The organism is Streptodolium elevatio (genome assembly GCF_040649515.1).
Classification (GTDB): Bacteria; Actinomycetota; Actinomycetes; order Streptomycetales; family Streptomycetaceae; genus Yinghuangia; species Yinghuangia elevatio.
The window spans coordinates 1-12,162 of the sequence record NZ_JBEZFP010000064.1; the positions used below are offsets into that span (position 1 = coordinate 1).

The following is a 12,162-nucleotide window of genomic DNA, read 5'->3' on the forward strand; positions in this document are numbered from 1 at the left end:
CGTCCGCGGCTGCCGCTTGCCCCGGTGCTGCGGAAGAGGAACCCCAGCAGCCATATAGCCAGGACGATTACAGCGATCCACCACAGCGCCTTGAGGGCGAACCCCGCTCCGAAGAGCACCAGTGCCAGCAACAGAACCACGATCAACGGAATCATGACCTCACGCTGCCCGGAGCGCCCCCCTTCACTCCAACTCCAGATGGAGCGCCTCCCAGATACGGACGCCGGTCTGGTGCCGCGCGCAGGCGTCAGAGGTCGGGGACGCAGGCCGCGCGCTGACGGCGATGGACCGATCGGTAGCCTCCGGGTGGATCCTCACCCATGTCGGCGCGAGCGGAGCTGCCTGTGACGACACGCTCTCGGCTTCGTCTCCTGCTGGCGAACGTCCTGCGCATACTCGTGACCGGAGTTATCGCAACGTCGATGGTGCTGGTCATCTGGGTCAAGCATCCGCAGGAGGCGAGCTCGGCGGAGTTCCTCGCCGGGGTTTCCGACGGGACCATAACGTCCGTCGACTATGACGTGAACGAGCTCCAGAACGTCTATGTCCGATGGCGGGCGTCCGACACAGCTTGGCGCGAGGCCGTGTACTCGCCGGAGGCGCCGACCGCAGACGCGGCGGCCGGGCCGTGGGACCCTGTGGCGGAGTTGCGCGCCGATCTTCGCAACCGGGCGCCCGGACCGGAGCGGGTCACCTTGGGGACGTACCCGTCGATGCGCACCGAAACTGCGATCGACCGCGCGCTCGTGGTGATGGACGTGCTCTATCTGCCGTGGAGTTGGCTGAAGTGGGCAGTGGTGGCGCTCGGCGCCGCGCTGATCTGCGTGATGCTGGGCCGCGAACCGGTCTACTACGAACGTCCGATCCAGTGGGTCGTTCTGTCGCTCGTGACCGGGGTCGGGTTTCTCGCCTACCTGTGGCTGGAGTCACCTGGCAAACGCGCGGCCGCGGTTCGCGCCACGGCCGTACGGAGGCGCCTGGATCCCGTGGCGCTGGGATGCCTGACCGTGGCAGGGGTCTTCATCGTCTCGGGGATCTGACATCACTGCTGTAGCCGCAACGAGGCGGCAGCGTTCCACAGAGCACTCTGAACCGCGCGGCCTGGGAAATACGCGACCGTCGACACCGGGCCGGTGGGGCGCCGGGCGTGCGTGGCGACGCGGGTCTCAGGAGACCGGTCAGGATTCGAGAAGCGCGGTCAACGATGTCGCCCGTAGCGTGATCGTCATGGCAACCACCGCACCGGCCGACGGGTTCGTCTGGGAGGCCGACGCCTCGCCCGTCCCCACGCGGTCCTGACGTCCGGCACCCCACCCCACTCCGCGCGACCCCGACACCGGGGTGCCGGCTCGGAGGACCGGGGCGCACACTTCCGCAGTTCACGATTCACAGTTCACAGTTCAAGGAGCATGCCATGAAGGCACACGTCAGCTCGATCCTGCTCGGTGTCCGGGACATGGAGCAGACCAAGCGGTTCTACGCCGAGGGACTCGGCTGGAAGATCCAGAACGACTACGGGGTCTCGGTGTTCTTCGAGTCGGACGGGGCGTCGCCGGTCGGCTTCTACGCCCGCGAGGGCCTGGCCGCCCAGGTGGGCACCGAACCGGAAGGCAGCGGCTTCAGCGGGCTGGTGCTGACGTACGTCGTCCGCAGCGAGGCCCGCGTCGACGAGATCATCGCGGAGGCCGCCAAGGCCGGCGCCAACGTCCTCAAGCCCGGCGGCGCGCTGCCGTGGGGCGGGTACGGCGGTGCGTTCGCCGACCCGGACGGCTACATCTGGAGCCTGGGCTACAGCGACCAGGGAACCGACCAGCCCTACGCCGAGTAGCCGCGCACCTCTTGTTGCACAACCGCCTGGGACGGCGCGGCGCGAGCCGCTGCCGTCCCGGACACACCCTCGTAGAGCCGCCTGTCGGGTCAACGGTCAACCAGCCGTGGACGCGGGGCCTCACCCGTGGATTCCGCGCCGGTGTCGCCGGTGTCGTCGGTGCCGACCGGGCCGCGGGGAAGCATCGCGTCCAGCCACTTCGGCAGCCACCAGTTGGCCCGGCCGAGGAGTGTCATGGTCGCCGGTACCAGCACCATGCGTACGACGGTGGCGTCGATGAAGATCGCGGTGGCCAGGCCGAGTCCGAACATTTTGGTGGAGGGGTCCTCGGAGACGGCGAAGGACAGGAAGACCGCCACCATGATGAGGGCGGCCGAGGTGATGATCCGGGCGGTGCCCGAGACGCCCTCGACGATCGCCGTGCCGTTGTCGCCGGTGCGCAGGTACTCCTCGCGTACCCGGGAGAGGAGGAACACCTCGTAGTCCATCGACAGGCCGAACAGGATGGCGAAGAGGAACATCGGGATGAACGACACGATCGGAACCGTCGCTTCCAGCCCGATGAGCGCGCCTCCCCAGCCCCACTGGAAGACCGCGACCATGATGCCGAAAGCCGCGCCGATGCTCAGCAGATTCAGCACTACCGCCTTGAGCGGTACGAGTATCGAGCGGAAGACCACCATCAGCAGCAGGAACGACATCGCCAGCACGGTGGCGACGAACACCGGCAGGCGTTGGCTGGTGCGTTGGCCCACATCGGACAGGCTCGCGGCGGCGCCGCCGACGTGGGCCCTGGCCGGGCCGTGCCCGATCGCCGTGGGCAGCACGTCGGTGCGCAGCCGGGCGATGGTGTCGGCCGTGGCCTTGTCCTGAGGGCTGGTGGTCGGGAACACCACGAGGGTCGCGATGCCGGTGGCCGGATCGATGTGCGTCGGCGCGACGGATGCGATGCCCGGATCCGCCGCGACCGTTGTGACGAGTCGGTCCAGCACTCCCGGATCACCGGTGGGGTCCGCGGCGATGACGAGGGGACCGTTGGTGCCCGGACCGAATCCCTCGGCGACGAGGTCGTAGGCCCGGCGCTCGGTACGGCTGTGCGGCATTGACCCGTCGTCGGGCAGGCCGACGCGCAGGCCGAGCACGGGCAGCGTTGCGGTCAGCAGCAGCCCCGCCGCGCCGACCGCGTACGGCACCGGGTGCCGGCTGACGTGCTTGATCCAGCGACGCCACCCGGCGGCGTGGGCGGCGCGTGCCGCCGGGTCCTGCCGCCGTGCGAGTCGGCCCGGTCTCCTGGCCTGCAAAGCCCGGCCGATCAGGCCGGCCCGGCCCAGGCGCGGGCCGGCGGCGCCGAGGAAGGCCGGCAGCAGCGTCACCGACGCGAGCACCATGGTCAGGACGACGATCGAGACGGCGAGCCCGCCCACCGTCATGAACGGTACGTTCGCGACCGCCATGCCGAAGATCGATACGACGACGGTGCCGCCGGCGAAGACCACCGGCCTCCCCGCCGTGGCCACCGCTCGCCCCGCCGCCTCGCGGGGGTCGAGCCCGCGCGCGAGGTACTCCCGGTGCCTGGCGAGCACGAACAGCGCGTAGTCGATGCCCACTCCGAGCCCGACCATGCTGCCCAGGACAGGGGCGAAGGTCGGGACGTCCGTCACCCCCGCCAGTACCGTCATCGCGGCAACCCCGACGGTCAGCCCGAAGACCGCCATGCCGATCGGCAGCGCGGCGGCGACGAGCGAACCGAACGCCAGGAACAGGATCGCGGCCGCGGCGAGGATGCCGATCAGCTCGCTTGCGCCGCCGTCGGGGTCGGAGAAGGCGTAGAAGAGGTCCCCGCCCATCTCGATGCGCAGGGGCAGTTCGGCGCGCAGCCGGTCGCCGAGGTCGACGAGGGCGTCGAGGTCTTCGCCCGACAGCCGGCTCTGGTCGGGGTACTGCACCCGGACGACCGCGATCCGACCGTCGGCCGAGACAAGGCCGCCGCGCACGCTGGTGTCCCCGCCTGCGTCGAGTGCTCCCGCCGGGTCGCTGGTGCCGAGCACGTGCGGCAGCCGCCGCACCTCGGTCTGCAGCCGCGTGAGAGCGGCGCGCGCGCTGCCGTGGTCGAAGAACGTCGCGCCGCCGTCGAGGGGGGTGACGACCACTTGCGCGGTCATCCCCTCCTGGCCGGTGCCGGCCCGCTCGATCAGTTGCGCGGCCCGTTGGGAGTCGAGCCCCGGAGCGGTCATCGAGTCCGCGGTCCGTCCGCCGATGGTGATCGCGGCGAGGACGGCAAGCGCGGCGGCGATCAGCCATGCCGCGATCACCCGCCAGGGATGGCGGGCGGCGCTTGCGCCCAGGCGCAACAGGGCTTTCGAGAGCATCGGTTCCTCCAACCACATCGGCGGCCGTCCTTGTACGGCCGCCGATGCCGAGGTTCGTCGCCACGGCGCTCCGCGGCATCGGCTCGCGGGCCGCGGATCCGTCGGCCCAAGGACGGGGTGAAGCCCCGTCCTTTCGGCCGATGCGCGGCACGGTGCGATCCCTAGGCTGAGAACCGTGCTGCGAGACGACCTGCGAACCCTGTGGACCGAACCCCGACCGCCCGACGCGCCCGCCCGGGTGTGGCGGGACTGGATGCTGCTCGCCGCGGGCCTGAGCGGTGTGGTGCTGGAGGCCACCCTGCGCGAGCACGTCGTGTGGCGGCCGGTGGCGGTGGTGTTCGCCGTATGGCTGTGCCTGCTGCCCCTGTGGCGCCGGACTCGCCCGCTGATGATGGTCACGCTGGCGTTCGGCTCGGTGACCCTGCTCCAGCTGGCCTCGCTGGTTGTCACCGCATCGCGCGAGCCCGTCGGCCTGGACACCGGCGCGGGGGTCGTGTTCGTGCTGGTGTACGCGCTGTCCCGGTGGGGGTCGGGACGGGAGATCGTGCTGGGCAGCGCGGTCATTCTCACGGCCTTCGCGCTCTGCGCCGTCATGGACGAAACCCCGGCCGCCGAACTGGCCGGGGGCTTTGTCTTCCTGTTGCTGCCCGGCTTGATCGGGGCTGCCGTGCGGTTCCGGGTGACCGGTCGTGAGCGGCAGTTGGAGCAGATGCGCTCCCGCGAGCGTGAGCAGCTCGCCCGGGAATTGCACGACACGGTGGCCCACCACGTTTCGGCCATGGTGATCCGTGCCCAGGCGGGCCGGGTGCTCGCGGGCACCGACCCGTCCGCCGCCGTCGAGGCGCTGGACGGGGTCGAGGAGGAAGGGGCGCGCACGCTGGAGGAAATGCGCGCCATGGTCACAGCGCTGCGCAACCGCGGGGCCGGCGCCGAGCTGGCGCCGCCTGCCGGTGTCGCGGATCTGGAGCGCCTGGTGCGCAACCCGGGTGGTCGCCTCAGAGTCGACCTGGGTCTCGACGGCGAACTGGACACGCTGCCCCCGGCCGTGGACGCGGCCGTCTACCGCATCGTGCAGGAGTCGGTGACCAACGCCATGCGCCATGCGGTCGACGCGACCGAAGTCGTCGTCCGGGTCAGCGCGGAACGGCACACGGTACGGGTGAGCGTACGTGACAACGGCCACCGCACCGGTCGAGGCCGTGCCGGATACGGACTTGCCGGACTGCGCGAGCGCGCTGCCCTGCTCGGCGGCAAACTACAAGCCGGCCCCGGCGCCGAACAGGGCTGGCATGTCGAAGCCGAGCTGCCCAGAGGGAGGACTGAGAGCGGTGCCCATCCGCGTCCTCGTCGCTGACGACCAGGCCATCATCCGCACCGGGCTGCGGATCATGCTGAACGCCCAGCCCGACATCGAGGTGGTCGGCGAGGCCGCCGACGGACGGGAAGCGGTCCGTCTGGCCCGCGAACTGCGCCCCGACGTCTGCCTGTTCGACATCCGCATGCCCGCGCTCGACGGGCTCGAGGCCACCCGATTGGTGGCCGGCCCGGGCGTCGCCGACCCGCTGGTCGTGGTCGTCATCACCACTTTCGACCTCGACGAGTACGTCTACGGCGCGCTGCGTGCCGGCGCCCGCGGATTCCTCCTCAAGGACACGGGACCAGACCTGCTGGCCCAGGCCGTACGGTCGGCGTCCGGCGGTGACGCGCTCATTGCGCCCAGCGTCACCGTCCGTCTGCTCCAGGCATTCGCGGACCTGCCCGCCGGCCGGCCCGTGGCCCAGCCGGTCTCCGCCGTCACCGCCCGCGAGGAGCAGGTGCTCCTCGCCGTCGCTCGCGGGCTGACCAACACCGAGATCGCCGATGCACTGCACATCAGCCTCAGCACGGTGAAGACCCATCTGGCGAGCCTGATGGCCAAACTCGGCGCCCGCAATCGGGTCGAGATCGCGATGTGGGCCTACGAAACGCGCCGTATCCTCCCCGGACCCTGAGCCGGCTGGTTGCGATCCTCCACCCGTTCGCCAGCGCGCCGCGGCGGGGCCGTGCACCGGACGCCGCGTGAGGGCAAGGCCGATGGCAAGTCGGCCGGGCTGGTCGGCCGGGGCTGGTCGGGGTGCGTGGCGGCGCTCGGTTGACGGTCGCGTGCGGTAGGGAAGAGCCATGAAGTTCATGTTGATGATCTGCGACGACGAGGCGCGTTGCCTGACGCCGGACGAGATCGCGGCACATCCGGCCCACAGTGCGTGGACCGAGGAGATGACGCGGCGCGGCGTACTGCTTTCGGGTGCGCGGTTGCGGCCGAGTGCGGATGCGTTGTCGGTACGCGCGCACGGCGGCGAAGTCGTGGTGTCCGACGGTCCGTTCATGGAGACGAAGGAGCAGATCGGCGGCTTCGTCATGATCGAGTGCGCGGACGCGGACGAGGCGGTCGAGATCGCCGCGCGGCACCCGTTCGCGGGGCATGGGGTCGTCGAGGTGCGGCCGGTGTGGAGCGAGGCGCGGGTCGAGCGTACGCCGGGAGCCTGATGCGTACGCCGGAACCCGGCCCGGGCGCCGGAGCCGCTCGCGGGGCCACGCACGGTGCCGGAGGCATGCAGCGTGCCGGGGTCATGCACGGTAACGGGGCCGCCGGCAGGACCGGCGGGGACGCCGCGACCGCCGTCGCGGAGGCGTTCCGCGCCGAGTGGGCGCAGATCGTGGCGACGTTGATCGCTCGTACCCGCGACTGGGACCTGGCCGAGGAGTGCGCGCAGGACGCGTTCGCCCGCGCCCTGGAGACGTGGCCGCGCGACGGAGTGCCGGACCGGCCCGGCGCATGGCTCACCACGACCGCGCGAAACCGGGCGGTCGACCGCCTGCGCCGCGAAGCGGTCGGGGCGGAGAAGATGCGGCAGGCCGCGGAGCTTTCCGCGGGTGCGGACGCCGACGCGGCGGACGCGGCGGCGGTTGCCCATGCGGCCGCGGAAGACGGCGTACCCGACGACCGATTGCGGCTGGTCTTCACCTGCTGTCATCCGCAACTGCCTTTCGAAGCAAGGGTGGCCCTGACGCTGCGGACCGTCGTGGGGCTCGAAACCCCGGAGATCGCACGGGCGTTCCTGGTGCCCGAGGCCACCATGGCGCAGCGCCTGGTGCGGGCGAAGCGGCGGATCCGGGACGCGCGCATTCCGTACGAGGTGCCTGCCCGCGAGGAGTTGCCGCGGCGTACGGACGCTGTCCTCTCGGTCGTCTACCTCCTCTACAACGAGGGGTACTCGGCGACGTCGGGCGCGGACCTGATCCGGCGCCGACTCGGCGACGAGGCCGTGCGGTTGGGCCGTCTGCTGGCCGAACTGCTGCCGGGGGAGCCCGAGGTGCTGGGGTTGCTCGCGCTGATGCGTACGCACGATGCCCGGCGCGCGGCGCGGGTCGACGAGGCGGGCGACTTCGTGCCGTTGGAGGAGCAGGACCGGTCGCGGTGGGACCGCGAGGCGATCGCGGAGGCGTCGCGGCTGCTGGACGAGGCAGTCGCGGTGGAACGGGTCGGGCCGTACCAGCTGCAGGCGGCGATCGCGAACGTGCATGCCGTGGCGGGTACGGCCGCGGAGACCGACTGGGCGCTGATCGCCGCCTTGTACGGGCGGCTGGCCGAGACGACCCCGTCGCCGGTGATCGAACTGAACCGTGCGGTGGCGGTCGCGATGTCGGCCGGGCCGGCCGCCGGGCTGGAACTGGTCTCGCAACTGGAGGAGTCGGGGCGGTTGGCGGGGTACCACCTGTTGCCCGCGACCCGGGCGGACCTGTTGCGGCGGCTGGGTCGGCGCGACGAGGCGGCCATCGCGTACGCCCAGGCCCTGGACCTGGCTCGAGCGGAACCGGATCGGCGCTATCTCGCCCGCAGGCTCCGCGAGGTCGAGGAGGAGGGCCGGTAGCGGAGAAAATCCGGTGATCGTTGACTTGAGATGTCGATACCGCGTCGGGCCGTTCGTCGGTCGGCTGACTCCCGCTCGGGAGCCCGGAACGATGTGGAGCCCGACATGCAGCTCAAGAACAAGAACGCGGTGGTCTACGGTGCCGGCGGGGCCATCGGAGGCGCGGTGGCCCGCGCGTACGCCCGCGAGGGCGCCCGGCTCTTCCTGGCCGGCCGGACGTCGGCCAAGGTCGAGGCGGTCGCACGGCAGATCGTCGCGGACGGCGGCCGCGCCGAGGCCGCCGAGGTCGACGCGCTCGACAAGGCGTCGGTGGACGCCCACGCGGCGCACGTGGCCGCGTCCGGATCGCTCGACATCAGCTTCAACGCCATCGGTGTGCACCACGTGCAGGGGGCGTCTCTACTGAGCCTCGCAACGGGGGACTTCCTGCTGCCGATCACGACCTACAGCACCACCCAGTTCCTCACCACGACCGCGGCCGCCCGGCACATGAAGGCCCAACGCAGCGGTGTCATCCTGACGTTGTCCACCACCGCGGCACGGATGTCGCTGCCGTCGAACGGGTTCGGCCCGGCGTGTGCGGCGGTCGAGGCGCTGTCCCGGCAACTGGCGGGGGAGTTGGCGTCGTACGGTGTGCGCGTGGTCTGCCTGCGCCCCGACGGCATGCCGGAGACCGTCGCCTACGGATCGCACGCCGGTGAGGTGTGGGAGCACGCCGCGGAACGCATGGCCGAGATGGCGGGCACCCGCGCGGACATCGACCCCGGCGGACCCGGCGCTCTCCTCGGACGCCCCGTCACGCTCGCCGAAGTGGCGGCAACAGCCGTGTTCCTCGCCTCACCCGGCGCGGGCGGGATGACCGGGACGGTGACGAGCGTGACGGCGGGGTCGCTGCTGGACTAGGCCGCCGAGACGCAGGTCCGGGGGCGGCGGCCCGGGCGCCAGCCGGCGTTGACACGCCCGCCGCCCCCCAGCCTGCGCAGGCCGTACGCCAACAGACGGGCGCTCGCCCACACGCAGACCGAACCACAGGCCGGTCACCCCAACGCCCGTGCCCCCGCCCGCTGCTCGCCACATCGTGATCCCGAGTCATGTGGGCCGCCGGGGCGCGCATCGTTCGAACTGCTACGAATCCTCGTCCTCGTACTCGTCCAACTCCAGTGACAGTCCAGGTGGCGGAACAGGAGCGGGACAGACGTCTCCGTCCCGTGAAGGCAGCCAAACCCGCCCATCGGGGAGGTCCTGGCACGCCCCGAGAAAGTAGTCCACACCGGCGACAAGTTCGACCGACCCAAGAACACCGCGCATCTGGTCCCAGACACCCGGCGGAACGGCGTAGACGCCGGACATCATCCACTCGTCGCCCTCAACGTCGAAGAGGTGCCGCACCGCGATGAACTGCGCTCGTGAGATCCCCACGCAGGAGCGCGGCTGTTCGTCGGGCCCGAAGCCGATCAGCTCCCAAGCCAGGTTCTGCCCGTCGGCGAAGGGATACGCATCAATCACCCGGTCAGCCTAGTTACCTTGCTCGCCCTGCTCTGCCGGCCGTGACACAGCTCGATCTTCTTCTCCGAACGGAGCCACGTCGTCAATGCGGGCGCCCGGTGCGGCCAGGTCCCAGTCGATGAACGCCACCGGCCGACGCGAGCCGCTGACCGGGCGATAGACCGTGTTCCTGGGCGACAAGTCGTTGTGGCACACGACCTCGTGCTCTCCAGCCAAGGCGGTGCCGGCTGTCAGGTCGTGGAACTCGCGTACCAGTCGGGCCACCCGCCTCGAGACTCTCGTCCGACGACACAGCCGCAGGTTGTCGCGACTCCCACGCCACATGCCCGGCAAGGTAACTGAGTACTTCGCGACCCTTCTCGTCCGCACCGAAGCAGCGCGGAGCCCCGGTCCAGCCCCCGGCTTCGAACAACCTCAGCAGATCAGCCACGAACCCCGAGCGGGCAGACGCCGGACGGCGCACCGTGTCCCCGACACGCACGACGGCATTGACGAAACCTCCCGGCAAGGACGACTCGGACATCCGTCCACCCTGCCCGGTCGTCACCTCATCAGGGGCCCCGCCCCAGCGTCCGGGAACCGGGTGGTCGCCGCGCACAGTGACCGCCGCGAACAGCGGCAGAGGTTCCGCAGAGGCTGCCGGCCTGAGCAGCGGGCCAGCAGCGCGGGACGCGTACGGGAATGCGAACTGGTCTCAAGGCCCGTGTTTGTGCAATCTCTGCGGTACACCCAGCTGTTCATGGGGTACGCGGTGCTCGTAAGTACTGTTCCCACCCGCATGCGCGCCTGTCCTGCGGGCGCGAAGAGTGCGCTGGGTTGCGCGAGTCAGGGGATGTCCAGGACGGCCTTGCCGTGCACCGTGCGGTCCAGGAGCGCCGCGATGCCTTCGGAGGCTTTGTCCCATGGGGCGCGCCAGGTGATGTGAGGATCCACGCTGCCCTCGGCCACCAGCTTGGCAAGGAAGGACAAGTCCGGTCCGACGTCGGTGCATCGGAGGAGGAAGAAGCTCGTGATCGAGCGGTCGTGGCCTTCGGGCGCACCGGAGAAGGCGCCGGACGCGAACTGCTCGGGAGCGTCCGTGGCGCGGCCGACGGAGACGAGGGTGCCGTGTTCGGTGAGTCGCGCGTAGGCCTCGACGAGTTGCGGACCGCCGACCATGTCCACGACGCCGTGGACGGTGGCGGTCAATTCCGTTGGATTTCCGATGACTTCGTGTGCTCCCAAGGCCTGCAGTCCGTCCCTGTGGGTGGCGGGGGCACCGGTCGAGGCGATGACGTGTGCGCCCGCTCGGCGTGCCAGTTGCACCGCGTACCGGCCCACGCCGCCGGTGGCGCCGGTGATGAGGACGCGGCGCCCGAGGAGCGGCCCCAGGCGCCGCAGGGCGCGCAGAGCGCTGGCTCCGGCAACCGGGACGGTGGCGATCGCGCCGAGGTCGGCACCGGCGGGTACGGTCCCGAGCCAACTGGTGTCCACGGCACGCAGTTCCGCCCATGCGCCGTCGGGGGCGAGGGTGACGACGGGTGTGCCGGCCGGTGGGCCGGATCCGTCCGCGGCGGCGCGCTCGACCACGCCTGCCGCGTCCCAGCCCGGGACGGACCCTTCGGGCGCGGAGGCAAGGACGTGCTTGGCCTCCCCGTAGTTGAGGGATGTGGCTCGGATGCGGACCAGGGCCTGGTGAGGGGCCGGGCTTGGTGCAGGGACCTGTCCGAGACGGAGGTTGCCCGGAACAGAGCGGTCGATGAGGAGTGCGCGCATGCCGGTGGTGCCTTCCGCTGGACCAATAGTGCCACTCAGTGGCAAAAACCTATCAGGGGCGTTCGCCTCTTCGCTACACTCGACGCACGATGACTGCCACCCGCAACCTCGACGCCGGCCCCTCGCTCCGCGAACGCAAGAAACTGCGCACGCGCGAGGCGCTGATCGGCACCGCCCTGGAACTGTTCACCGAACGCGGTTTCGACGGTGCGACGCTGGACGAGCTGTGCGAGGCGGTCGAGGTCTCCAAGCGCACGTTCTTCCGCAACTTCGCGAGCAAGGAAGACGTGGTGATGGCGCCGACCCAGGACATGTGGGCGGCGTTCGTCGACGAACTGGAGCGCCGCACCCCCGGCGGCGACACTCTCCTGGAGTTCCTACAGGAGTCCCTGCTCGCCGCGGTGGACCGCATGACGGACGAGGACTGGCCCTCCCGGGTCCGGCTCAGCCGCCGCTTGGCCGCCAAGACGCCGTCGATGGACGCTCACGGCCTGCACTTCTGCGACCGCACCATCCGCTCGTCCCTGTCCACGCTGCACCGCAGACTGGCCTTCGACGAGCCGCAGGACCCGCGCCCCCGCCTCGCGCTCGACGTCCTGGTCGCTGCCACCCGCCGCGCGATGGAGACCTGGGTCGAACTGCCGCGCGAACCGGGGCGCAAAGCCCTCGCTGACGAACTGCGCGCCGTGTTCGCGGCGATCCCGGGCACCATGACGCTGCCGGCCGTACCCCGAGAGGCTGTCGCCGGACAGATCCGCTGAGGACTCGACAGCGGCCGTGCCACGCGCGCGCA

The 12,162-nt window shown here is 70.9% G+C and carries 13 protein-coding genes; 8 read left to right on the forward strand and 5 right to left on the reverse strand.

Annotation, left to right across the window (positions count from 1 at the left end; all coding sequences use genetic code 11):
* Window positions 1-155 (reverse strand): DUF5670 family protein (locus tag AB0C36_RS23420; protein WP_358357068.1); only part of this gene is annotated, 155 nt, incomplete at its 3' end.
* Between the two features lie 189 nt (window positions 156-344).
* On the opposite strand from AB0C36_RS23420, the gene AB0C36_RS23425 reads away from it, so the two are divergent.
* Both AB0C36_RS23425 and AB0C36_RS23430 read left to right on the forward strand, forming a co-directional pair.
* Window positions 345-1,040 carry a hypothetical protein gene (locus AB0C36_RS23425; protein ID WP_358356974.1) on the forward strand — a complete coding sequence of 232 codons (696 nt, stop codon included), beginning with the start codon at window positions 345-347 and terminating at the stop codon, window positions 1,038-1,040.
* A 374-nt stretch (window positions 1,041-1,414) separates the two neighbouring features.
* Window positions 1,415-1,828, forward strand: coding sequence for a VOC family protein (locus AB0C36_RS23430; protein ID WP_358356976.1), 414 nt, complete (start codon window positions 1,415-1,417; stop codon window positions 1,826-1,828).
* An 89-nt stretch (window positions 1,829-1,917) separates the two neighbouring features.
* Here the strand turns inward: AB0C36_RS23430 and AB0C36_RS23435 are convergent, their stop codons facing one another.
* Entirely contained in the window at window positions 1,918-4,197 is a 2,280-nt protein-coding gene (locus AB0C36_RS23435; protein ID WP_358356978.1) for an MMPL family transporter, read from the reverse strand.
* A gap of 175 nt (window positions 4,198-4,372) precedes the next feature.
* Here AB0C36_RS23435 and AB0C36_RS23440 point away from each other — a divergent pair, with 175 nt between their 5' ends.
* The 5 genes from AB0C36_RS23440 to AB0C36_RS23460 all read left to right on the forward strand — a co-directional run bounded on the left by AB0C36_RS23440 (window position 4,373) and on the right by AB0C36_RS23460 (window position 9,011).
* The gene (locus AB0C36_RS23440; protein ID WP_358356980.1) at window positions 4,373-5,551 is read left to right on the forward strand and encodes a sensor histidine kinase; all 1,179 of its coding nucleotides are present in this window, start codon (window positions 4,373-4,375) and stop codon (window positions 5,549-5,551) included.
* Window positions 5,526-6,188, forward strand: coding sequence for a response regulator (locus AB0C36_RS23445; protein WP_358356982.1), 663 nt, complete (start codon window positions 5,526-5,528; stop codon window positions 6,186-6,188). Before AB0C36_RS23440 ends, AB0C36_RS23445 begins: the two co-directional genes overlap by 26 nt.
* 169 nt (window positions 6,189-6,357) lie before the next feature.
* Complete coding sequence (locus AB0C36_RS23450) at window positions 6,358-6,723, forward strand: YciI family protein (protein WP_358356983.1); 366 nt, start codon at window positions 6,358-6,360, stop codon at window positions 6,721-6,723.
* A gap of 83 nt (window positions 6,724-6,806) precedes the next feature.
* Entirely contained in the window at window positions 6,807-8,108 is a 1,302-nt protein-coding gene (locus AB0C36_RS23455; protein ID WP_358356985.1) for an RNA polymerase sigma factor, read from the forward strand.
* Window positions 8,109-8,213: 105 nt separating this feature from the next.
* Window positions 8,214-9,011 (forward strand): SDR family NAD(P)-dependent oxidoreductase, encoded by a 798-nt coding sequence (locus tag AB0C36_RS23460; RefSeq protein WP_358356987.1) that lies wholly within the window; start codon window positions 8,214-8,216, stop codon window positions 9,009-9,011.
* 222 nt (window positions 9,012-9,233) lie between these two features.
* Here AB0C36_RS23460 and AB0C36_RS23465 read toward each other — a convergent pair whose 3' ends face one another.
* The 3 genes from AB0C36_RS23465 to AB0C36_RS23475 all read right to left on the reverse strand — a co-directional run bounded on the left by AB0C36_RS23465 (window position 9,234) and on the right by AB0C36_RS23475 (window position 11,369).
* The gene (locus AB0C36_RS23465; RefSeq protein ID WP_358356989.1) at window positions 9,234-9,614 is read right to left on the reverse strand and encodes a hypothetical protein; all 381 of its coding nucleotides are present in this window, start codon (window positions 9,612-9,614) and stop codon (window positions 9,234-9,236) included.
* A gap of 9 nt (window positions 9,615-9,623) precedes the next feature.
* On the reverse strand, window positions 9,624-9,938 hold the full coding sequence (locus tag AB0C36_RS23470) for a phosphotransferase family protein (protein WP_358356991.1): 315 nt from the start codon (window positions 9,936-9,938) through the stop codon (window positions 9,624-9,626).
* A 501-nt stretch (window positions 9,939-10,439) separates the two neighbouring features.
* A complete protein-coding gene (locus AB0C36_RS23475; protein WP_358356993.1) occupies window positions 10,440-11,369 on the reverse strand; it encodes a zinc-binding dehydrogenase in 930 nt (309 codons plus the stop codon).
* An 89-nt stretch (window positions 11,370-11,458) separates the two neighbouring features.
* Here AB0C36_RS23475 and AB0C36_RS23480 point away from each other — a divergent pair, with 89 nt between their 5' ends.
* Window positions 11,459-12,130: a TetR/AcrR family transcriptional regulator gene (locus tag AB0C36_RS23480; RefSeq protein WP_358356995.1), complete on the forward strand. Its 672-nt coding sequence runs from the start codon at window positions 11,459-11,461 to the stop codon at window positions 12,128-12,130.
* Window positions 12,131-12,162 lie beyond the last annotated feature (32 nt).

What these genes read in the sequence shown, in the direction of transcription:
- AB0C36_RS23430 (WP_358356976.1), top strand. Translation starts at nt 1,415, where the DNA reads ATGAAGGCACACGTCAGCTCGATCCTGCTCGGTGTCCGGGACATGGAG.
- AB0C36_RS23435 (WP_358356978.1), bottom strand. Translation starts at nt 4,197, where the DNA reads ATGCTCTCGAAAGCCCTGTTGCGCCTGGGCGCAAGCGCCGCCCGCCAT.
- AB0C36_RS23450 (WP_358356983.1), top strand. Translation starts at nt 6,358, where the DNA reads ATGAAGTTCATGTTGATGATCTGCGACGACGAGGCGCGTTGCCTGACG.
- AB0C36_RS23455 (WP_358356985.1), top strand. Translation starts at nt 6,807, where the DNA reads ATGCACGGTAACGGGGCCGCCGGCAGGACCGGCGGGGACGCCGCGACC.
- AB0C36_RS23460 (WP_358356987.1), top strand. Translation starts at nt 8,214, where the DNA reads ATGCAGCTCAAGAACAAGAACGCGGTGGTCTACGGTGCCGGCGGGGCC.
- AB0C36_RS23470 (WP_358356991.1), bottom strand. Translation starts at nt 9,938, where the DNA reads ATGTGGCGTGGGAGTCGCGACAACCTGCGGCTGTGTCGTCGGACGAGA.
- AB0C36_RS23475 (WP_358356993.1), bottom strand. Translation starts at nt 11,369, where the DNA reads ATGCGCGCACTCCTCATCGACCGCTCTGTTCCGGGCAACCTCCGTCTC.
- AB0C36_RS23480 (WP_358356995.1), top strand. Translation starts at nt 11,459, where the DNA reads ATGACTGCCACCCGCAACCTCGACGCCGGCCCCTCGCTCCGCGAACGC.